Origin of the sequence: Pseudomonas sp. RHF3.3-3 (assembly GCF_048069595.1) — a bacterium.
Classification (GTDB): Bacteria; Pseudomonadota; Gammaproteobacteria; order Pseudomonadales; family Pseudomonadaceae; genus Aquipseudomonas; species Aquipseudomonas fuscovaginae_B.
In genome coordinates this window covers 3,412,246-3,432,829 of record NZ_CP182250.1, presented here as the reverse complement: position 1 = coordinate 3,432,829, position 20,584 = coordinate 3,412,246, and the positions used below count along the sequence as shown (strand labels likewise).

Annotated in this window: 16 protein-coding genes; 8 read left to right on the top strand and 8 right to left on the bottom strand. The window is 64.4% G+C overall.

Annotation, left to right across the window (positions count from 1 at the left end; genetic code table 11):
* Nucleotides 1–118: 118 nt before the first annotated feature.
* Together ACMGT0_RS15610 and sohB are read right to left on the bottom strand one after the other, a co-directional pair.
* Nucleotides 119–4,948 carry an NEL-type E3 ubiquitin ligase domain-containing protein gene (locus tag ACMGT0_RS15610; RefSeq protein WP_416773351.1) on the bottom strand — a complete coding sequence of 1,610 codons (4,830 nt, stop codon included), beginning with the start codon at nt 4,946–4,948 and terminating at the stop codon, nt 119–121.
* Nucleotides 4,949–5,074: 126 nt separating this feature from the next.
* Nucleotides 5,075–6,106 carry a protease SohB gene (gene sohB, locus ACMGT0_RS15605; protein ID WP_054058171.1) on the bottom strand — a complete coding sequence of 344 codons (1,032 nt, stop codon included), beginning with the start codon at nt 6,104–6,106 and terminating at the stop codon, nt 5,075–5,077.
* A gap of 206 nt (nt 6,107–6,312) precedes the next feature.
* On the opposite strand from sohB, the gene ACMGT0_RS15600 reads away from it, so the two are divergent.
* Together ACMGT0_RS15600 and ACMGT0_RS15595 are read left to right on the top strand one after the other, a co-directional pair.
* Entirely contained in the window at nt 6,313–7,023 is a 711-nt protein-coding gene (locus ACMGT0_RS15600; RefSeq protein ID WP_416773348.1) for a histidine phosphatase family protein, read from the top strand.
* A gap of 57 nt (nt 7,024–7,080) precedes the next feature.
* Nucleotides 7,081–7,395 (top strand): SCP2 sterol-binding domain-containing protein, encoded by a 315-nt coding sequence (locus ACMGT0_RS15595; protein ID WP_416773346.1) that lies wholly within the window; start codon nt 7,081–7,083, stop codon nt 7,393–7,395.
* 78 nt (nt 7,396–7,473) lie between these two features.
* Here ACMGT0_RS15595 and ACMGT0_RS15590 read toward each other — a convergent pair whose 3' ends face one another.
* Genes ACMGT0_RS15590 through ACMGT0_RS15565 form a run of 6 tightly spaced genes read right to left on the bottom strand, consistent with a single transcriptional unit; the run spans nt 7,474 to nt 13,693 of the window.
* The gene (locus tag ACMGT0_RS15590) at nt 7,474–9,009 is read right to left on the bottom strand and encodes an ABC transporter substrate-binding protein (RefSeq protein ID WP_081005945.1); all 1,536 of its coding nucleotides are present in this window, start codon (nt 9,007–9,009) and stop codon (nt 7,474–7,476) included.
* Nucleotides 9,006–10,019 carry an ABC transporter ATP-binding protein gene (locus tag ACMGT0_RS15585; protein WP_273820749.1) on the bottom strand — a complete coding sequence of 338 codons (1,014 nt, stop codon included), beginning with the start codon at nt 10,017–10,019 and terminating at the stop codon, nt 9,006–9,008. Before ACMGT0_RS15585 ends, ACMGT0_RS15590 begins: the two co-directional genes overlap by 4 nt.
* Complete coding sequence (locus ACMGT0_RS15580; protein WP_416773344.1) at nt 10,016–11,005, bottom strand: ABC transporter ATP-binding protein; 990 nt, start codon at nt 11,003–11,005, stop codon at nt 10,016–10,018. The genes ACMGT0_RS15585 and ACMGT0_RS15580 overlap by 4 nt, the downstream gene beginning before the upstream one ends.
* Entirely contained in the window at nt 11,002–11,859 is an 858-nt protein-coding gene (locus ACMGT0_RS15575) for an ABC transporter permease (protein WP_054062249.1), read from the bottom strand. Before ACMGT0_RS15575 ends, ACMGT0_RS15580 begins: the two co-directional genes overlap by 4 nt.
* The gene (locus ACMGT0_RS15570; protein WP_416773342.1) at nt 11,856–12,803 is read right to left on the bottom strand and encodes an ABC transporter permease; all 948 of its coding nucleotides are present in this window, start codon (nt 12,801–12,803) and stop codon (nt 11,856–11,858) included. The genes ACMGT0_RS15575 and ACMGT0_RS15570 overlap by 4 nt, the downstream gene beginning before the upstream one ends.
* On the bottom strand, nt 12,800–13,693 hold the full coding sequence (locus tag ACMGT0_RS15565; protein ID WP_054058943.1) for a proline iminopeptidase-family hydrolase: 894 nt from the start codon (nt 13,691–13,693) through the stop codon (nt 12,800–12,802). Before ACMGT0_RS15565 ends, ACMGT0_RS15570 begins: the two co-directional genes overlap by 4 nt.
* A 167-nt stretch (nt 13,694–13,860) precedes the next feature.
* Between ACMGT0_RS15565 and ACMGT0_RS15560 the strand changes: the two genes are divergently transcribed.
* The 6 genes from ACMGT0_RS15560 to ACMGT0_RS15535 all read left to right on the top strand — a co-directional run bounded on the left by ACMGT0_RS15560 (nt 13,861) and on the right by ACMGT0_RS15535 (nt 20,495).
* Nucleotides 13,861–14,625, top strand: coding sequence for a LuxR family transcriptional regulator (locus tag ACMGT0_RS15560; RefSeq protein WP_054058944.1), 765 nt, complete (start codon nt 13,861–13,863; stop codon nt 14,623–14,625).
* Nucleotides 14,626–14,713: 88 nt separating this feature from the next.
* Nucleotides 14,714–15,613 (top strand): proline iminopeptidase-family hydrolase, encoded by a 900-nt coding sequence (locus ACMGT0_RS15555; RefSeq protein ID WP_054062251.1) that lies wholly within the window; start codon nt 14,714–14,716, stop codon nt 15,611–15,613.
* Between the two features lie 212 nt (nt 15,614–15,825).
* Entirely contained in the window at nt 15,826–16,893 is a 1,068-nt protein-coding gene (locus ACMGT0_RS15550; RefSeq protein ID WP_416773339.1) for a phosphotransferase family protein, read from the top strand.
* A 24-nt stretch (nt 16,894–16,917) separates the two neighbouring features.
* A complete protein-coding gene (locus tag ACMGT0_RS15545; protein WP_054062253.1) occupies nt 16,918–17,685 on the top strand; it encodes an SDR family oxidoreductase in 768 nt (255 codons plus the stop codon).
* Nucleotides 17,686–17,882: 197 nt separating this feature from the next.
* A complete protein-coding gene (locus ACMGT0_RS15540) occupies nt 17,883–18,269 on the top strand; it encodes a DUF2946 domain-containing protein (protein WP_054058948.1) in 387 nt (128 codons plus the stop codon).
* Between the two features lie 93 nt (nt 18,270–18,362).
* Nucleotides 18,363–20,495: a TonB-dependent receptor gene (locus tag ACMGT0_RS15535; protein WP_416773337.1), complete on the top strand. Its 2,133-nt coding sequence runs from the start codon at nt 18,363–18,365 to the stop codon at nt 20,493–20,495.
* The last annotated feature ends 89 nt before the right edge of the window (nt 20,496–20,584 follow it).

The window sequence follows — 20,584 nt, the reverse complement described above, 5'->3', positions numbered from 1 at the left end:
CGCCGTGGTCCGGGCTCGCCAGAGCCCGGGCCCGCTCGCCCCACGGCAAAAGCCGAAATGCTTGATCGATTTGAATGTTGCGGTGCTCTTATGGGCGATTTCCGGCCAAGCCCGGCGTCTACAATTGCCCCTGCGGCGTCCTTTGCAGTATCTCTCCGGTCAGTTTCTCCAGTTCCCTGCCCTGCTCTTCACGCCAGGCCTTGAGCTGGTCGCCCATCTGCGCCTCCAGTTCGATATCGATGAATTCATGCCACGCCGGGTCCTGGCGACTGGTACGCCGGGCATCGAGCGCCTGCACCACCGCCTGGTGCCGGCTGTTGATCGCCTCGAAGCGCTCGGGATAGCGGGCCTTGAGATGGTCACTCCAGAACTCGCGCGCGGCCATCGAGCGGAGGTAGTCCGGGCTCTTCTCCCGTTCGAGCACCTTGAGATAGGCGGCATCCAGCGCCGGCTGCGGCACCCCGGCCAACTCGGTGAAGGTCATATGGGCGGGCTGTCCCGGCAGGCCGAGTCGGCTGGCCAGGCCGATCCGGTAGGCCAGCCGGACTTCCAGCGGGTCGACATGGACGCCCGGTTTCTGCAGGCGTGCCTCGACATCGACCTGCGCCAGGGCCTCGATCTCGTCCAGGCGCCACAGTCCCCTGGCCAGTTTCAGCAGGTTCCTCTCGGTGAGCGTCGGGCTGTCGCCAGCCATGACCCTGGCCTGGAAGACCAGGGTACGCACCTCCATGTCACTGAAGATCAGTTCCGCACCGTCGGAACAGGTCTGTGGCTGGGACGCGGTAACGAACAGCTCCTCGCGCAGATCGGTGTACTGGCTGGCCGCATCCAGCACCTGCCAGACCCGCCTGCTCAGGGCCTCACGCGCCTCGCGGTACTCGGCCGTGGCCGTCAGGTCGGCCAGCAGGCGGAAGAAATCCCCCGCGCCCTGCTCGCGGAACAGGGCTCGCCATTGCTGCTCTTTCAACATCTTCTGCCCCCGGGACAAGCCCACGGTCCAGCGGTCGTAGGCCTGCAGAGAGGGCGTCCGGTGAATGGCGTGGACGCGGCGCCTGGCCGGCGTATCGACGCCGAAGTTGATCCCGGTCTGCTGTTCGTAACGCTGCAGGCGCTCCATCTGCCCGGTCGACAGCCGCGGGTTGTCGTGCAGATGAATCACCCGGTTGATGGCGACCGGATTGGCGTAGACCGACTCGGGAATCGTCACGATCAGGTTGTCGCGCAGGTCCAGCATCTGCAAGCGGTGCAACAGGCCCAGGCCCGTGGGCCACTCCTCGATGTGGGTATGGCGCAACAGCAGGTGTTCCAACGCGGGCATGCCGCTGACATCCGGGGGCAATACCAGCGGATTGTCCGAGAGGTTCAGGAACTTGAGCCTGGTCAACCCGGCAAGGACACTGCGGGCCTGGGTATTCATCACGATCTGGTTGCCTGGCAGATGCAGATGCACCAGTTCGGACATTTCCGCCAACGCTGCCGGCAAGCCATCGAGGTGATTGAACCCCATCGACAACCAGCGCAACTGCCGAAAGTTCGTCAGAAACGACAGCTCGCTACTGCTGAGGCCCATGTCGTTCATGAACAGAAACCCCACATGACTGAAATCGGCGGTGAGCGGCGGCAGGTCGCCGACGCGCATGCCCAGCAGGTCCAGTTCATGGAAATGGCGTCCGCCCAGCAGGTTGCGTGGTGATTGCCGACGCCAGCAGGCCAGGATAGCCTCCGCCACCCGCTGCTTGTTGTCCATGGCCACGGGGGCCACCTGCAGGCTGCCGCGAACCCGGCGCCAGGTCTGGCGCTGTACCCAGCTGTCCAGTGTGGCGGACAAGGTTTCATATTCCTCGCGCCGCCGCTCGAGCTCGATCAGGCAGGCCGGTTCGGAAAGATCGAGCGACGTGATGAACGTTCTCACTTCATCGGCGGAAAAACCCGGGTACAGGTCCCGTACCCGCTGGCTCAGGCGTTCGGAGTCACCGACAACGGCACCAACGTCGCTCAACGGGTAGCCAATACGTCCCGAGGCCAGGCGCATCGGCGGCTTGAAGCGCTGACTGTACGGCGCCAGGCCCAGAATGCGCTGGCCGCTCTGCGAATCGACGGTGACCCGGCGGACAATCTGGTCCCGAAGCCAGGTGCCATTGACCGTCGCTCCAGAGCCGAGGTTCTCGCGCGCCGATTGCGGCAAGGCCAGCGCCAGGGCGTCGAAGATATCCTGTGCCGTCCCCAGGATCAGCCCTTCGCCATCGAGGGCCGTGTATTGGTGACCGACCTTGAGCAGCACACGAAGGGTCGTGGCCTGCGCCGCGCCCACCGCCTCGACCGCCTCACTGATGATCCGCTGCCGGCGCAGCTCCAGGCGCAGGTTCTTCGGCCAACCGGGCAACAATTCAAGAGCATGCAACGCCAGGCGATCGGCCTGGGGCTCTTCATTGCTGGCCAGATACCAGCTTTCACAGACCCGATTGAGCCTGAGCTGCTTGAGGTACCAGCGAATCTCCTCGACCAGACGCAACGGAATCCGTTCGCTCATCTGCTCCAGCTCGGCACCGCTGGCCTGGCTGATCAGTTCCTCGGCGATGCTCCTGGGCAGCCCGGGAAAGCTGTCGAGCATACGCCTTTCGAGCGCGTTGTCGGTCATTTCGCTGACCTCGTACAAGGTATCGAACAACCACTGTCGGCGCTGGGCCGCCGCCTGTCGAAGGCGTAGCGCCAGTACCCTGGCACGCTCGGCCCGGTCCGGCAGGGTGCTGCCCAGCAGCTCCAGGCGTTCGGTTTCGCTCAGCATGCCCAGGGACAGGTTCAGCATATCGCCCGACTTGAGTTGCGACTCGCTGATCTGCAACGACGAGAATTGCTCCGAAGTACGCAGGCCATACTCTTGCAGTATGTCGCCCTCGGCATTGAACAAATGGATAACGCGGTTTTCCGGCCAACCCGGCAATGATGTCAGCACCCGCAGTTGCAGATCACCCTGCTCCAGGGTCCGTATCCGGGCACCCGACGCATCGGCAATGAATTGCTCGATGGCCTGGTCGATTCGGAAACGCTTGAGGGTATCGAGCAGCAACGCTGGCGGGCGCTGATTGTCCACCAGGCTGCGGCGCAGGGCGGGCACCTCGCTGCCGTACAACTGCCGGACCTGCTGCAGGATCCGTTCACCCAGCCCGGCAACCGGCCGCCCCAGGCGCTGGAACAGTTGCATCACCGACCACTGCGCCGGCCGTGCATGCAGTGTCTGCCAGGTACCCATGCCATTGTGCCGCAGGGCCGGGGAATGGAAGGCCTCACCGCCTGGATGTTCGATTCGCCAGCACAGGCGCTGGCGGTCATAGCCCACCACGTAGAGCTTGCCCTCCAGGGGCAGGTAATGATTGCCCTCGAACGGATAGAGCCCGGTTTCGTCGGGCATCGTGCCCTCCGGCAGCCGGATGCCCCGCTCGTAGGGCGCCAGGTCGGGGTTCCACAAGCGGGTGCGTCCGCCGACCTCGACCGGAATCAGCGAGTCGACCAGAGGTGATACCTTGATCGACTTGAACAGCGCCCGGCCACCACCGATGACCAGTGCTCCGGCCGCGAACAGCGCGACATTCTCCGCCACATCCATCAGGTAACCGAGGGCTTCGTGCCTTTGCCCCAGGTGCCAGGCCTCCAGCCCGTTATAGACGTCCGTGACCAGTTGCACCACGGTCGCCGCCAGGATCACCTCGCCGATCACCGGCACGAACGACAGGGCCAGGGTCAGCAGGCTCAGCCCGGCCTGGAGGTAGGCATCCAGCCTGGCCTGTCGCACCCGGGCATCGACATCGGCCGTGGCCACCACCAACTGCCGTGCATGAGCCTTGATCTGCTGGTAGCGCTGCTGCTGCAGGCTCTCGAACAGGTCACCCTCGATCGGGATTTCACTCAATGTTACGTGGCGCGGCAGGATGCCCATCGGCGGCCGACCGTAGCGCCTGAGCGCGATTCGACCGTGGATGGTGGCGAGGAAACGCAAGCGTTGCTCCTCGGCGATGAAACGGCTGAAAAAACGCCGGTAGTCGGGGGACTGCAGCTTGAGGGCCAGGTCCTGCTCAAGGGAGAAGAAGCTGCTGTAGCGCTTGAGGGGCGCCTGGGGATCCCCCGGAATATAGGCGATGCAAGGGGCGACCGTGTCACTCGAGAGTTGCGCCCCGATCACTACCCAGCCGAAGGACTCGATGTCGAACAGGTTCATCCGGCTGCAATGAACCCTGGCCCCTTCCAGCTTCAGGTCGGTTTCTCCGTTGGCCAGGCGTATCAACAGATCATGCACCGACGAGGTGATCGCCCCTTTCATGCAGGCGATATCGGCGCTGACCCTCAGCGCACGCTTGTCATAGTCGAGAAAACGCCGATTGACCGAGCCCGGAGCGCGGTCGGCGGGTTTGAAGACATCGTCGATATGCGCCTGGTAATGCCTGCCGAGATCCAGGCCGCGGCAGATTCCGGCGAAGATCTCCGGCGCGAGCACCGTTCGCCGGCCGGGTATGCGGCCGGGCAGCCTGATGATACCCCTGCCCCTGAGCGCGCCCGGCTCGGTCTCGCCAGCCTCAAAATTCTGCAGGGCCGCGCCCAGCAGCGTCTGGCGCTGTATGAAGGAATAAAGCCTGCTTTCGAAGATACTCAGCAGGTAGGTCTCGTCGATCCTGATGAACTCGGTGCGATCCACCTCCAGGGCGGTATTGAGATACTTCTCCAGGGCCGTGAGCAACAACGGTCGGCAGAACTGCTCGATACCCTGCAACTGTGCGAGGATCTGTTGCACTTCATGCCTGGAGGTTTCCAGCGCCAGCAGGTGCTCGCGAAACGACTGGCGCATGGCCGCACCGGCCTGGTACAGCCAACCGGGTATCTTTTCCCTGACCGTATCGAAATGCACCCCCAACTCTGCCGGCGCAGCACTGTCGAGCGTGGAACCTGTTTCTGCCATGAGCCTCGTCCTGAAAATCCATTGAAGGTTCCAGCGTATTGACGGGGCGACGACAGGGAGGGGTATTTATCGCTGGCCCCCTGGCCGCTGGCGACAGGAGGCGCCAGCGGCCAGGGAGCGGAAGGGTTACCAGAAACGCTGGCGGGTCAGGCGATTCCAGCCGTTGAGCAGCACCCGCTCGAACGAGGCGCTGGCGGCCAGGCCGACACGCTCCTGCAGGCTCTTGCGCTCGGCATAGTGCAGATGGAACAGTTCGGCGCTCTTGGCGCGTTCGGCCAGGTATTCGTCACTGGTGCGCAGTTCGTCGACCAGTTGCTTGTCCAGCGCGGCAATGCCCAGCCAGACCTCGCCGGTGGCCACGTCGTCGATCGCCAGTTGCGGGCGATAACGGGCGACGAAGTTCTTGAACAGTTGATGGGTGATGTCCAGATCCTGCTGGAACTTCTCCCGGCCCTTGTCGGTGTTCTCGCCGAACACCGTCAGGGTGCGCTTGTATTCGCCGGCGGTCAGCACCTCGAAGTCGATGTCGTGCTTCTTCAGCAGCTTGTTGACGTTGGGCAGTTGCGCCACCACGCCGATGGAACCGAGGACGGCGAACGGCGCGCTGATGATCTTGTCGCCAATGCACGCCATCATGTAGCCACCACTGGCCGCCACCTTGTCGATGCACACGGTCAGGGGCACCCCGGCCTGGCGGATACGCGCCAGTTGCGAGGAGGCCAGGCCGTAGCTGTGGACCATGCCGCCGCCGCTTTCCAGGCGCAGCACCACTTCGTCCTTCGGCGTGGCCAGGCTGAGCAACGCGGTGATTTCATGGCGCAGGCTCTCGGTGGCACTGGCTTTGACGTCACCCTCGAAGTCCAGCACGAATACCCGGGACTTGGCCTGGGGCTGTTTCTTCTGCTTCTTCTGTTTCTTGTCGTCCTTGCCCTGTTCCTTGCGCAGCGCCTTGAGCTGCTCCTTGTCCAGCAGCGTCTGCTCCAGGCGTTCGCGCAGGCCCTTGTAGAATTCGTTCAGCTTGCTGACCTGCAACTGGCCCGCGGACCGGCGCCGGCCCTTGCTGCGCAACGAAGCCGCGACCACCAGCACCACGATGATCGCGATGACCAGGGTGACGGTCTTGGCCAGAAAACTGGCGTATTCGGAGAGAAACTCCACGATAGCTCCTTAAAAATCCAGACAGCCCCGGTTCCGGCGGCTTGACGCCCCAAGCATACCGTCGGGACAGCCCTGCGGCCAGCCGCCGTCACCGCGCGATACAAGTCTCTAACAGACATTTCAAACGAGCGTATGTTTTTTCATTGACAGGCTTCCGGCATCCTCATAACCTCGCCAGAACATCAACGTACCGGGATGACGCGGACGTGGGCAGCATCTATCTGATTCGACATGGCCAGGCTTCCTTCGGCGCGGACGACTACGACGTCCTCTCGCCGACCGGCGTGCGCCAGGCGCAAGTCCTCGGCCAGCACCTGGCCGAGCTGGGCCTGAGTTTCGATCGTTGCCTGGCCGGCGACCTGCGTCGCCAGCAGCACACTGCGGAGCTGGCCCTGGAGCAGTTCGCCCGGGTCGGCATGCCGGTGCCGCCGCTGGAGATCGATGCCGCCTTCAACGAGTTCGATGCCGACGCGGTGATCCGCGCGCTGCTGCCGGCCATGCTGCCGGACGAACCCGAGGCCCTGCATATCCTGCGCAACGCCGCGCAGAACCGTGGCGAGTTCCAGCGCATCTTCGCCCGGATCATCGAACGCTGGCTCAACGGCAGCCACGACCCGGCGGGCCTGGAAAGCTGGCTGGGTTTCGTCGAGCGGGTCAATGGCGGCCTGCAGCGGATCCTGGAACGCGCCGACAACACTCAGAAGATTGCCGTGTTCACTTCCGGCGGGACCATCACCGCCCTGCTCCACCTGATCACCCAAGTTCCCGCCAGGCAGGCTTTCGAGCTTAACTGGCAGATCGTCAACACCTCGCTCAACCAGCTCAAGTTCCGTGGTCGCGAGGTGGCCCTGGCTTCCTTCAACAGTCAGACCCACTTGCAACTGCTGAAGGCGCCGGAACTCATCACCTTCCGCTGAGAGCCGGCCAACCGTGACCCTTGGGGTCGCTGTAATCACCCATAAAAGGATCGAACCATGACCGCTGTAGCCAAAGCCGTAGAAGCGATGAAAGCCAAGTTCAACTCGAAAGCCGCTACCGGCCTGGATGTTGTCTTCGGTTTCCGTATCGATGAAACCCAGCACTTCTCGCTGATCGTCAAGGATGAAACCTGCGAACTGAAGGAAGGCGAAAACCCGGACGCCAACGTGACCCTGGTGACCGACAGCGAAACCATGCAGGGCATCGTCAGCGGCGACACCGACGGCATGCAGGCCTTCATGAGCGGCAAGCTGAAAGTCGAAGGCGACATGATGCTGTCGATGAAGCTGAGCGAGCTGTTCCCTGCCTGATACCGGCAGCGTAGCGCTTGAAGACAAAAGCCAGGGATTTCCCTGGCTTTTGCGTTCTACCGCCCCGACATTCGCCGATCAGTTGCTGGCGAGCTTGTCGTCCTTCTTCACCGTCTCTTCCAGCGAGAAGCGGCCCAGCGGGTTCTGCTGGAAGTTCTCGATGTTCTTGCGCGAGATGTTGATGTAGGGGCTGTAGTACAGATCGATCCAGTTGACATCGGCCTTGGCCATCTTCTGCAGGTCGACGTACATCTGCTGGCGCTTGGCCGGGTCGCTCTCGATACGCGCCGCCGCCACCAGTTCCTTGACCTTCTCGTTGCGGTAGCCGGTCATGTAGTTGTTGTTGGTGTCGTGGCCGAGGACGAAGGTGGTCTTCTGGTCGGCATCGAGGATGTCGTTGGTCCAGTACATCACCGACAGGTCATAGGCGCCGTCGATCAGCATCTGCCAGCTCTGGGTCGGGTCGACCTTCTGCAGGTTGGCGGTGACGCCGACCTTGGCCAGTTGCTGCTGGACCATGACCGCGATCTGCTCGTCCGCCTCGTTGCCGGCGTTGACCACATAGTTGAGCTTGAGGTCCTTGACGCCCGCCTCGGCCAGCAGCTTTTTGGCCTTCTCGGGGTCGTACGGGCGCTGCAGGTTGTCCGCGTAGTGGTACTGGCCGCCCTTGGGGATGTAGGAATAGGCCACGGTGCCCTTGCCGAAGGTCACGGTATTGACCAGCGATTTCTTGTCGATGGCGTAGTCCAGTGCCTCACGCACCTGCTGCTTGGCCAGATCGCCGTGGGCGTGGTTGATCAGCAGGTGGTCCTCACGGGTCGACGGATCGAGGTGAACCACCAGGTTCTTGTCTTTCTGCAGGGCATCGACCCGCGAGAACGGCACGAAAATCGCCGAATCCAGCTCACCGGCCTGGACCTTCAGCATCCGCGTGTTGTCATCCGGAATGGAGATCCACTCCACGCCATCCAGGCTGACGTTGGCGGCCTGCCAGAAGTCCGGGTTCTTCTCCAGCACCACGCGATCGCCTCGGATCCATTCCTTGACGGCGAAAGCCCCGGAGACCACCGGTTTCTCCGCATAGGCGTCTTCGCCCATCGTCTCGATGGCCTTCTGCGACAGCACCGAGGCGGTCGGCGAAGCCAATTGCGAAACGAAGGGGGTCGATGGGGTCTTGAGGGTCACCACCAGGGTCTGCGGGTCCCTGGCTTCGGCCTTGTCGATCAGCTTGAACGAATCGCTCCACAGCGAGGCCTTGTTGTCACGGATGCGCAGCAGGCTGAAGGCCGCATCGCCGGCGGTGATCGGCGAACCGTCGGAGAACTTCGCCGCGCGCAGCTTGAAGGTGTAGGTCAGACCATCCGGCGAGACCGACCAGGACTGCGCCAGGCCGGGCTGCAGCTCGGTGCCGGCCTTGTCGACCCGCACCAGGGTGTCGTAGACGTTGGCGAACACCCAGGTATCGCGGTTCTGCGCACTCTTGATGGGATCGAAGGTGGTGCTGTCCTCCCGGCAACCGATGGTCAGCACGCCCGCGGCCTGTGCCACGCCCGCCGCCAGCGAGCAGACGGCCAGGGCGGCCGCGCTCAACAGTCTGAAGTGCCTGGATCTCATGCGTATAACTCCCTGTTAATCGAGGTTGGGGTTGGGGTTTGCGACAACGGTTGCTCGAGCACGCAGCTGTAACGCTGGTGTTCGAGCTGATGGGTGGGCGGCCGGGCCTCGGCACAGGCGGGCCGGGCCTGCCGGCAGCGCGGATGAAAGGCGCAACCGCTCGGGGCCTGCAGCGGGCTCGGCGGCTCGCCGGGCAAGGGTTCGGCGGGCAGGCGGCGTTCGGGGTCGATATCGGGGATCGAGTCGATCAGAGCCGCGGTATACGGATGGCGCGGCGCGCCGAACACCGCCTCGACATTGCCCTGCTCGACGATCTGCCCCAGGTACATCACCGCCACCCGGTCGCACAGGCGCCGGACGATCGCCAGGTCGTGGGCGATGAACAGGATCGACAGATTCAGGCGCTGGCGCAGCTCCAGCAGCAGGTTGACGATCTGCCCCTGGATCGACACATCGAGCGCCGCCAGGCATTCGTCGGCGACGATAAGCCGCGGTTCCACCGCCAGGGCCCGGGCAATGCCGACCCGCTGGCACTGCCCGCCACTGAGGCTGCCCGGCTTGCGCCCGGCCAGCTCGGGGCGCAGGCCGACCAGCTCAAGCAATTCCTCGACCCGCGCGGCGATCCTCGCGGGCGCCACCTTGCGCTGTACCCGCAGCACTTCGGCGAGGGTCTCGCCGATGCTCAGGCGCGGATTGAGCGCGGCATAAGGGTCCTGGAAGATCATCGCGGTCTCGCGACGCAGTCGCTCCAGCTCGATGGTACCGCCCCGGGCGACGTCGACACCGTCGAACAGCACCTGGCCAGAGGCGATATCGTTCAGGCGCAGGATCGCCCGGCCAAGGCTGCTCTTGCCGCTGCCGGACTCGCCGACCAGGCCCAGGGTCTCCCCTGCCGCCAGGCTCAGGGACACGCCATTGACCGCCCTCACCCATTGCCGCCGCAGCCCCAGCAGGCCGCGGCCCTGGGCGGCGAAGCGCACGTGCAGGTCCTTGACTTCGAGCAGGCTCATGGCTGACCTCCGACCCGCAACGGATAATGACAGGCGACCCGTTGCCCCTGGTCGAGGGCCCACAGGTCCGGCAAGGTTTCACGGCAGTCGGCCGCGGCTTGCTGGCAGCGCGGATTGAAACGGCAACCCGCCGGCAGGTCGGCGAGCAACGGCGGCTGGCCGCCAATGGTGCGCAACGGCTCCTGGCTGGCGCCACCGGCCGGCTGGCAGGCCACCAACCCGGCGGTATAGGGATGCCGCGGGTACGCCAGCAGGTCCTGCTTGCGCCCATGCTCACAGAGGCGACCGGCATACATCACGGCGATCGAGTCGCAGGTCTGCGCCACCACACCCAGGTCGTGGGTGATCATGATCAGCGACAGGCCGCGCTGATCGCGCAAGTCCAGCAGCAGCCGCAGGATCTGCGCCTGCACCGTCACATCGAGGGCGGTGGTCGGCTCGTCGGCGATCAGCACCTTCGGCTCGCAACCGAGAGCCACGGCGATCATCGCCCGCTGGCGCATGCCACCGGAAAATTCGTGGGGGTAGTTGTCTACCCGGCGCTGCGGGTCGGGAATACCCACCTGGCGCAGCACCTCGATGGCCTGGGCCCGGGCCTCGCGGCGCGAGCACTGCTGGTGCTGGCGGATGCCTTCGGCGATCTGCTCGCCGATACGCATCAACGGATCGAGATGGCTGCCGGGGTTCTGGAACACCATGCCGATCTGCCGACCACGCATGGCCCGCATGCCCTTTTCGTCCAGCGCCAGCAGGTTCTGCCCGGCCAGGCGCACGGCCTTGCCCTCGACACTCAGGCTGCCGGACGGCAACAGGCGCATCAGCGCCCGACAGGCCAGGGTCTTGCCCGAACCGCTTTCCCCGACCAGGCCGAGGATCTCGCCCTCGCCCAGGTCGAAGGACAGACGGTCGACCAGGGTCAGGGGTACCGGGCCATTGTGGGCCACCACGCTGAGCTCCTGTACCTGCAACACCGGCGCACGACTCATGTCCGCTCCCCCATGGCTTCGGCGACACCGTCGGCCAGCAGGCTGAAGCCCATGGCGAGGGTGACGATGGCAATCCCCGGAAACGTGCAGATCCACCAGGCGCTGGTGATCAGGCTCTGCCCTTCGGCGACCATGGTGCCCCACTCCGCCGTCGGCGGCTGCACCCCCAGGCCGAGATAACTCACCGCCGCACCGTTGAGCAGCACCAGCACCGCATCGGACATGGCGAACACCACCGAACTGAACAGCGCATTGGGCAACAGGTGGCGGAACAGGATGCGCCCATGGCCGAAGCCCAGGCTCCTGGCCGCCAGGGCGAAATCGCTGTGCTTGAGGATCAGGATCTGCGAGCGGATCAGCCGTGCATAGGACACCCAGCCGACCAGGGCCATGGCGATGTAGAAGCTGGTGAGGCCCGGGCCGAGGATCGCCATGATCGCCAGCATCAGCACCAGGAACGGAAAGGCCAGGACGATATCGATCAGGCGCATGCAGAGGGTATCGAAGCGACCCCCGATGTAGCCGCACAGGGCGCCGACCACGGTGCCGATCAGGAACGGGAAGACCACCCCCAGCACCGCCAGTTGCAGGTCGACCCGGGCCCCCCAGATCACCCGCGACAGCACGTCACGGCCGAAGTGATCGGTGCCGAACCAGTGCGCCGCGCTCGGCCCCAGCAGGCGTACCTCGGTGTCCTGCAGGATCGGATCGTAGGGCGCGATCCATGGCGCGAAGAGCGCGAGCAGCAGCCAGCCACCGAGAATCGCCAGGCCCAGGACCATCGCCAGCCGGCCGTTGCCCAGCCGCAGGCCGAGCAGGTTGCGTCGCAGTGTCATCGTCTGTGCGCTGCTCATCGGACGTTCACCCGCGGGTCGATCGCCACCGTGGCCACGTCGGCCAGAAAGTTCACCGCCACCGTCGCCAGGGCGAGGACCATCGCCACCCCCTGCACCACCATGTAGTCACGGCCGAAAATGCCGCGCACCAGCAACTGGCCGATACCGGGGATGGCGAACAGGCTCTCCACCACCACCGTGCTGCTGATCAGCCAGCCGATGTTCACCGCCAGCAGGTTGACCGTCGGCACCAGGGAATTGGGCAGCACATGCCGACGCAGGATCGCCGCTTCGGACAGGCCGCGGGCGCGGGCGGCGGTGACATGATCGGCCTGCAGTTCGGCCAGCATGCTGGCACGCAGGTTGCGGATCAGCACCGAGGACAGCGCCAGGGCGATGGTCAGGCACGGCAGCGTCAGATGGTGCAGCTTGTCCAGCCAGGTGCGCCCGTAGCCGGTCACCGGGAACCAGCCCAGTTGCACGCTGAACACCAGGATCAGCATGATGCCCAGCCAGAACGCCGGCACCCCCAGGCCACTGGTGGTGAACACCCGCACCAGGTTGTCGGCCCAGCCGCCCTTGTGCCGCGCCGCCAGGGTCGCCAGCGGGATGGCGATCAACAGCGCCAGCAGCACGCTGCCCAGCACCAGGGTCAGTGTCGGCTCGATACGGCTGGCAATCAGCTTGAGCGTATCGACCCGATACTGGATCGACTGCCCCAGGTCGCCCTGCAACAGGTTCCGGAGGAAATAGAAGTACTGCAGCGGCAATGGCTGGTCGAGGCCGAACTGCGCCCGGACATTGGCCAGCGCCTGCGGCGTGGTGCGCGAGCCCAGCAGGGCCCGCGCCGGATCGCCGGGAATCGAGCGGATCAGCACGAAGGTCACTAGGCTGATACCGAACAGCACCGGCAGCAGCTGCAGCGGCCGGGCCAGGATGAAACGGTAGCGCTGCAGGTTCATGCAGCGCCCCGGTGACGCCGCAGGAAGTCGAGCAGGACCGGGAAGTAGGCCTGGGGCTCCTCGTAGAACGGCATGTGGCTGCTATTGGGGAAGACATGCAGCTCGACATCGCGCAGCGACCGCTTCATCCGGTAGGCGCAGGCCGGGGTCAGTTCATCGTGCTGGCCGGTGGTGATCAGCACCGGCATCTCGAAGGCCTTCATTTCCTCGATGCGGTTCCAGTCCTTGAGGTTGCCGACATACAGGAACTCGTTGGGCCCCTGCATGGTTTCGTAGGGTCCCATGTTCCAGTCGCCCAGGGAGCGCTGCACCGGTGCCGGCCACTCGTCGAGACGGCACACATGGCGGTAGTTGAGCAAGGTGATCGCCGCCTGGTACTGCGGGTGGTCGAACCGCCCTTCGGCTTCATGGCGCTGCATCATCGCCACGGTCTCGTTGCCCAGGGCGCTGCGCAGGCGCTCCAGTTCCAGGGTCAGGTGGGGGATGTCGCCGACGGTGTTTTCCAGCACCAGGCTCTTGAGGTGGCCGGGATGGTGGATCGCATACTCGATCGCCAGCCAGCCGCCCCAGGAATGCCCGAGCAGGTGTACCCGCCCCAGTTCCAGGGCCTGGCGCACGTGTTCCACCTCGGCGACGTAGCGGGTGATATCCCACAGCGCCGGGTCGGTCGGCCGGTCGGAGGCACCCGTGCCCAACTGGTCGAACGCCACCACCCGCAGGCCCTTTTCCTTCAGCCAGCCATGGGCGTCGCGCAGATAGTCGCACGGCAGGCCGGGGCCGCCGTTGAGGCACAGCAGCACGTCGTCGCCGCTGCCGAAGCTGTAGGCCACGATGCTGTGACCATCGACTTCAAGGGTGTAACGCTGATCCGGTTCCAGCTCGTACCACATTGCCGCTCTCCCTGTTGCAGGCCTTGTGGCCTGTCGGCTTCACCCTAACGGGTAATTTCCTAGCCCATAAGCTAGCAATTCTTATAGGTTTGGTATGGCTGTCCCTCGCCGAGGCGTGGCATTCTACTTGCTTGATTTCAGGATTGAAATTTTCAGGAGAGCAAAGGATGCAGACCAAATTCACTGAAGTCGACCCCCGCCGCTTATCCGGCAGCACCCTGGATGAGCTGATGGACAACGCGATGGTCCTGGCGGGTCAGCTGGGCTTCGATGCCCTGGTCTACGACTACACGCCGGTACCGACGGACCACGAGGGCGCCCTGATCACCCCGTCGCTGCTCAAGGTGCGCAACACCCCGTCGGACTGGCATTCGCTCTGGTGCGAGCAGGGTTTCTACCAGATCGACCCGGTGCAACACCTGGCCCTGAACAGCACCTCGCCCTTCGTCTGGTCCTACCGGCCCAAGGCCGAAACCGCCCTGCAGAAGGTCATCGACCAGCGCCACTCGCCCGTGACCAGCTACCTGCATGACCGCCAGATGACTTGCGGCGTGAGCGTGCCGATTCACCTGCCCAAGGGTGGATTTGCCTCGTTGACGGGATTACGCACAGGCAACGGTAAATATGTCCTAAAGGACGCCCAGCAGACCCTGACAGAATTCAGCGTTATTTCCCACGCATTACAGGAAGCGGCCTACCCATTATTCAGCCCTGAGATACGCGCCTACCCGCACATCCATCTGACCCGGCGCGAGCGGGAGTGCCTGCAATGGGCTGCCGAGGGGCTCACCGCCAAGGAAATCGCCGAACAACTGCACCGTTCACTGGCTACCGTGACCCTGCACCTGGCCTCGGCCATGCACAAACTGGGGGCGAAGAACCGCGTACAGGCAGTATTGCGCGCCGTGCACTATCGACTGCTGGACAACTGAGCCGCAAAACCTAGCAATTCACCTAGTTATGCCGGCCGGCCAGTTTCGCTATCGTTCCCCACATCGTGCATACAGGGAGCTTGGCGAGATGGAATTCAAGGAAATACAGGAAGGCTTTGCGAACTTCGGCCCCTACCAGACCTGGTATCGGGTGACCGGTGACCTGGCCAATGGCCGCACACCCCTGGTGATTCTCCACGGGGGCCCGGGTTGCACCCACGATTATGTCGACGCCTTCAAGGACATCGCCGCCAGCGGCCACGCGGTGGTGCATTACGATCAACTGGGCAACGGCAAGTCCACCCACCTGCCCGATCAGGACCCTTCATTCTGGACCGTCCAGCTGTTTCTCGACGAACTGGACAACCTGCTCGACCACCTCGGCATCCGCCAGCACTACGTGCTGCTCGGCCAGTCCTGGGGCGGCATGCTCGCCAGCGAGCACGCGGTTCGTCAGCCGGCCGGGCTCAAGGCGCTGATTCTCGCCAACTCGCCATCGTGCATGCGCACCTGGGTCAGCGAAGCCAACCGCCTGCGCGAGCAACTGCCACCCGCGGTGCAGCAGGCCCTGCTCAAGCACGAGAAGGCCGGCACCTACAGTGATCCGGAATACGTCGAGGCGTCGCGGGTCTTCTATGACCGCCACGTCTGCCGCATCAGTCCCTGGCCGGAAGAGGTGGCGCGCACCTTCGCCCAGGTCGATGCCGACCCGACCGTCTACCACACCATGAGCGGCCCGACCGAGTTCCATGTCATCGGTTCACTGAAGGACTGGACCATCATCGATCGCCTGCACCGGGTCCAGGTGCCGACCCTGGTCATCTCCGGCCGCCACGACGAAGCGACCGAAGCGGTGGTCAAACCCTACGTGGAGAAGATCGCCGGCGCGCGCTGGGCGCTGTTCGAAGACTCCAGCCACATGCCCCACGTCGAGGAACGCCAGGCGTGCATGGGCACGGTCCTGCAATTCCTTGACGAAAGCCTCTAGCCCGCTGCTTCGCCCCTGCCCCTTCGAGAACTGCCCGGTCTGATCCAGACCGGGCTTTTTCGGCTACGCTGCATTCCGGCTCGCGCATCAGGAACGCTGATCATCCTGCAACACCCAGACCTATAAGGCCCGCTCAGGCTTGTGAGCGACGCAGGGCGAGCATTAGATTAGCCAATAATCTCTGGCCTCCAGAATAAGCAGAAGGGATAAGCATGGCGCTTACTGACCAGTCCACTCAAATCCGTGCCGGCGAAGAACTCGATGCCGCCCTGATCGACCCATACCTCAAGGCGCATATTCCCGGCCTCAGCGGCCAACCGAGCATCAGCCAGTTCCCCGGCGGGGCCTCGAACCTCACCTACCTGATCCAGTACCCCGAGCAGGAGTTCGTCCTGCGGCGGCCACCGTTCGGCCACAAGGCCAAGTCGGCCCACGACATGGGCCGCGAATTCCGCATCCTCAACCAGCTCCGGGACGGCTTCCCGTACTGCCCCAAGGCCTATGCGCACTGCACCGACGAAAGCCTGATCGGTTCCGAGTTCTACGTCATGGAGCGGGTCAAGGGGATCATCCTGCGCTCCGAACTGCCGCCGGAACTGGGCCTCGATGCCGCCCGTACCGAGGCCCTGTGCAAGAGTTTCATCGACCGCCTGGTGGAACTGCACCGCGTCGACTACACCGCCTGTGGCCTGGCCGACCTGGGCAAGCCGGAAGGTTATGTCGAGCGTCAGATCCGCGGCTGGAGCGAGCGTTATGAAAAGGCCATGACCCCGGATGCGCCGAGCTGGGCAGCGGTCAAGGCCTGGTTGAAAGACAAGATGCCGGCCGACCACCCGACGTCCAGCATCGTCCACAACGACTACCGCTTCGACAACGTCATCCTCGACCCCGAGAACCCGATGCAGATCATCGGCGTACTCGACTGGGAACTGACCACCCTCGGCAACCCGCTGATGGACCTGGGCAACACCCTCGCCTACTGGATCGAGGCCGACGACCCGGCACCGGTGCAACTGATGCGCCGCCAGCCCAGCCACGCGCCAGGCATGCTCAGCCGCCGCCAGTTCGTCGAGTACTACGCCGAGCGTGCGGGCCTGGCGATCGACAACTTCGACTTCTACTACACCTACGGCCTGTTCCGCCTGGCCGGCATCGTGCAACAGATCTACTACCGCTTCTACCACGGCCAGACCCAGGACAAACGCTTCGCGCAATTCATTCACATGAACAAGCTGCTGGAGCAGATGAGCCTGCAGGTCATCCGCAACTCCAGCCTCTGATCGCGACTACAACAAGGAAAAACCATGTCCAAGACTCAGTTGTTCGACCTCGACGGCAAGATCGCCTTCGTTTCCGGTGCCAGCCGCGGCATCGGTGAAGCCATCGCCCGGCTGCTGGCCCAACAGGGTGCCCACGTGATCGTCTCCAGCCGCAAGCTCGAAGGCTGCCAGCAGGTGGCCGACGCGATCATCGCCGACGGCGGCAAGGCCACCGCGATCGCCTGCCACATCGGCGAGATGGAACAGATCAGCCAAGTCTTCGCCGGCATTCGCGAACAGTTCGGGCGCCTGGACATCCTGGTCAACAACGCGGCGACCAACCCGCAGTTCTGCAACGTGCTGGACACCGACCTCGGTGCTTTCCAGAAAACCGTCGACGTGAACATCCGCGGCTACTTCTTCATGTCGGTGGAAGCCGGCAAACTGATGCGCGAGCACGGCGGGGGCAGCATCATCAACGTCGCCTCGATCAACGGCGTCACCCCGGGCATCTTCCAGGGCATCTACTCGGTGACCAAGGCCGCGGTGATCAACATGACCAAGGTCTTCGCCAAGGAATGCGCGCAGTTCGGCATCCGCTGCAACGCTCTGCTGCCGGGCCTGACCGACACCAAGTTCGCTTCGGCCCTGGTCAAGAACGACTCGATCCTCAAGACCGCGCTGCAGCAGATCCCGCTCAAGCGCGTGGCCGACCCGAGCGAAATGGCCGGCACCGTGCTGTACCTGGCCAGCGACGCCTCCAGCTACACCACCGGCGTGGCGCTGAACGTCGACGGTGGTTTCCTCTCCTGACCCCTGGGTTGCAAAGTCCTCCTTGCAGGAGCCGGCTTGCCCGCGAAGCTTCAGGCGCCCTCACCGCCGCCTTCGCTGGCAAGCCCGGCGCCTGCGGTCTTGGCCGCCACAGGCCGATCGCTCCGACAGATCCAGCTTCCCTGCGCCGATGACCTCGGCTTTGTAACCGTTCGTCGCTCCTGTTAAAGTCCGCGCCCATGAAACTGGCCCGTACCGACCGCTCGCTCATTGCCTGGATGCTTTACTGCTGCGTCCTGTTCAATGTGTTCGCCTGCAGCATCGGCCACGGGCAGATGGTCGGCCAGCAGCTCAACGGCATCGGCGGGCAGTTCTGTGCCGTCGACCCGGGCACCCGGGCGCCGCTGTCGAGCAATCCCGCCGAGGAAAAGCTGCCCACCCTGGCCAAGGCCTTCGGCTGCCCGCTGTGCTCCACCGGTGGCATGGGCCCGGCGCTCAACTCCAGCCTGACCCTGGCGATCCTCCCGGAACAGCACAGCCCGCCGCGGCTCCACAGCCCCCACCTGCCACTGCCCAGTCGCTTCACCTGGCCTTCGGCCCATCCCCGCGCACCACCCCTCGCCTGATTCATTGCGCCCAACGATCAGCCCATCCGGTCGACGCCCAACCGTGTCGTGCCCGTGCGCGCTGGATATTTGCCATGACTTCAGGAATTCACCATGAAACGCTTCCCCCTTTTTGCGGGCCTGCTCGGCTGCCTGTGCGCCGGAGCCTGGGCGCAAGACACGCTCGACCTCGCCCCCATTACCATCGAAGCACAGCCAGCCACCGAACCGGGGCTGGACCTCGACACGCCGATCGCCACCGGCTCACGCCTGGGCCTGAGCCCACGGGAAACCCCGGCCTCGGTCAGCGTCGCCAACCGTGACAGCCTCGAACGCCACGGTGCGCGCAACTTCCAGGATGCCGCCAACAGCCTGCCAGGGGTCAACGCCACCGCTCCGCTGGGCTTCGGTGGCTTCGTCTCCTACCGCGGCTTCACCAGCGGCCAGGTCAGCCAGATGTTCAACGGCATCGTCGTCCCCACCGGCCTGGCGCGACCGGTGGATGCCTGGATCTACGACCGGGTCGAACTGGTCGGCGGCCCCTCCTCGCTGCTCAATGGCGCCGGCTCCGTCGGCGGCTCGCTGAACTACATCACCCGGCTCGCCAGCCGCCAGGAACAGGCGGCCGAAGGCAGGATCAGCTATGGCAGCAACGACACCCGGGAAATCTCCTTCGGCCTCAATCACGCCCTGAGCGATCCCGGCGCCGACGTGCAGCACTACGCCCGCCTGGATGTCAGCCACAACGCCAGCAACGGCTACATCGACCGCAACCGGCGTGATGCCTGGAGCGCGGCATTCTCGCTGCTCAGCGACCTGACCCCGGAGCTGTCCCACACCCTGGCCCTGGAGTATCAGGACGAGGTGCTCGACAGCCCCTACTGGGGCACGCCGGTGCTCAACCCCAAGGTCGGCGAACTGAAGATCGACAGGCACAACCGTTTCAACAACTACAACGTCGCCGATGGCCAGTACGTGCAACGCACCCGCTGGCTGCGCTCGATCATCGACTACCGGATCAGCGACAGCACCAGCCTGCGCAACACCCTCTATCACCTGGGCAGCGAACGTGACTACCGCAACCTGGAGACCTATCAGTACAACGCCGACAACACCGCCGTGAACCGCTCCACCGCCTACCTGGTGCGCCACGCCGGCGAGCAGAACGGCAACCAGTTCGAGTTGCGCCACCAGTCCAGCCTGTTCGGCCTGGACAGCCGCTGGGCCGGCGGTTTCGAGTACCGGGTCAACACCACCACCAACCACCCGTGGAATGTCTCGGCCGCCAACCGCGTGAGCCCGGACCACTTCGATCCCGGCTACTTCTATGCGCTCCCCGGTACCCGTCCGGGTTTTGTCAGCGACAAGACCAACCAGGTCACCACCCGCGCCCTGTTCGTCGAAAACCGACTGATGCTGACCGACAAGCTGGCCCTGCTGACGGGGCTGCGTTACGACGACATCGACCTGGACGTGACCAACCACCGTGTGGTGACCGCCAGCAATCCGCGACACCTGCGCCGGCGCTGGGAACCGATCACCGGGCGCGCCGGGCTGACCTACCAGTTCGTGCCCTCGGCCAATGTCTACGTGCAGTACAGCACGGCGGCCGAACAACCCGGCGGCACGCAGAACTTCGACGTTTCCACCGGCAGGCAGTGGGAAATCGGCAGCAAGTTCGACTACCTCGACGGTCGTGGCAGCGCCACGGCGGCGGCCTATCACATCGTGCGCAAGGACTTCGCCGTCACCGACCCGCTGGACCCGAACAACACCCTGCCGGTGGGTCAGCAATCATCGAAAGGCATCGAACTGGCCAGTTCGCTGCGGATCACCCCGAAACTGCTGGCCGAAGGCAACTTCGCCTGGGTCGATGCGCAGTACGATGAATTCAACGAGAAGAACGCCGCCGGCGTCGTGGTTTCGCGCAAGGGCAACACGCCGACCAATGTGCCGGAACGGGTGGCCAACCTGTGGCTGACCTATGACTTCGATCCGCACTGGCAAGGGGGTGTCGATGCGCGTCATGTGGCCAGGGTGTATGCCGACAGTGCCAATACCCGGTACGTGCCGGGCTATACCCTGTATGGCAGCTTCCTGAGCTACAGGCTCGACAGCCACACGACGCTGACCGGGCGAGTGCGCAACCTGACCAACCAGGTGTATGCCGAGTTCGCCCACGTGTCCCCGGCGTATTACCTGGGCACGCCGAGAACCTTCGAGCTGGCGGTGCAAACCCGCTTCTGATGGGGTTCAGAGATCGGATAAATCCTCCCACAGTGCCCGCGTCGTTCGCAGGATCCATGCACGGCGCGAGCACTTGGGGGAGCCGGCGG

Bases quoted from the DNA above. Each gene is read 5' to 3' on its own strand.
- ACMGT0_RS15610 (WP_416773351.1), bottom strand. From the start codon at position 4,948: ATGGCAGAAACAGGTTCCACGCTCGACAGTGCTGCGCCGGCAGAGTTG.
- ACMGT0_RS15595 (WP_416773346.1), top strand. From the start codon at position 7,081: ATGACCGCTGTAGCCAAAGCCGTAGAAGCGATGAAAGCCAAGTTCAAC.
- ACMGT0_RS15590 (WP_081005945.1), bottom strand. From the start codon at position 9,009: ATGAGATCCAGGCACTTCAGACTGTTGAGCGCGGCCGCCCTGGCCGTC.
- ACMGT0_RS15585 (WP_273820749.1), bottom strand. From the start codon at position 10,019: ATGAGCCTGCTCGAAGTCAAGGACCTGCACGTGCGCTTCGCCGCCCAG.
- ACMGT0_RS15580 (WP_416773344.1), bottom strand. From the start codon at position 11,005: ATGAGTCGTGCGCCGGTGTTGCAGGTACAGGAGCTCAGCGTGGTGGCC.
- ACMGT0_RS15575 (WP_054062249.1), bottom strand. From the start codon at position 11,859: ATGAGCAGCGCACAGACGATGACACTGCGACGCAACCTGCTCGGCCTG.
- ACMGT0_RS15570 (WP_416773342.1), bottom strand. From the start codon at position 12,803: ATGAACCTGCAGCGCTACCGTTTCATCCTGGCCCGGCCGCTGCAGCTG.
- ACMGT0_RS15565 (WP_054058943.1), bottom strand. From the start codon at position 13,693: ATGTGGTACGAGCTGGAACCGGATCAGCGTTACACCCTTGAAGTCGAT.
- ACMGT0_RS15560 (WP_054058944.1), top strand. From the start codon at position 13,861: ATGCAGACCAAATTCACTGAAGTCGACCCCCGCCGCTTATCCGGCAGC.
- ACMGT0_RS15555 (WP_054062251.1), top strand. From the start codon at position 14,714: ATGGAATTCAAGGAAATACAGGAAGGCTTTGCGAACTTCGGCCCCTAC.
- ACMGT0_RS15550 (WP_416773339.1), top strand. From the start codon at position 15,826: ATGGCGCTTACTGACCAGTCCACTCAAATCCGTGCCGGCGAAGAACTC.
- ACMGT0_RS15545 (WP_054062253.1), top strand. From the start codon at position 16,918: ATGTCCAAGACTCAGTTGTTCGACCTCGACGGCAAGATCGCCTTCGTT.
- ACMGT0_RS15540 (WP_054058948.1), top strand. From the start codon at position 17,883: ATGAAACTGGCCCGTACCGACCGCTCGCTCATTGCCTGGATGCTTTAC.
- ACMGT0_RS15535 (WP_416773337.1), top strand. From the start codon at position 18,363: ATGAAACGCTTCCCCCTTTTTGCGGGCCTGCTCGGCTGCCTGTGCGCC.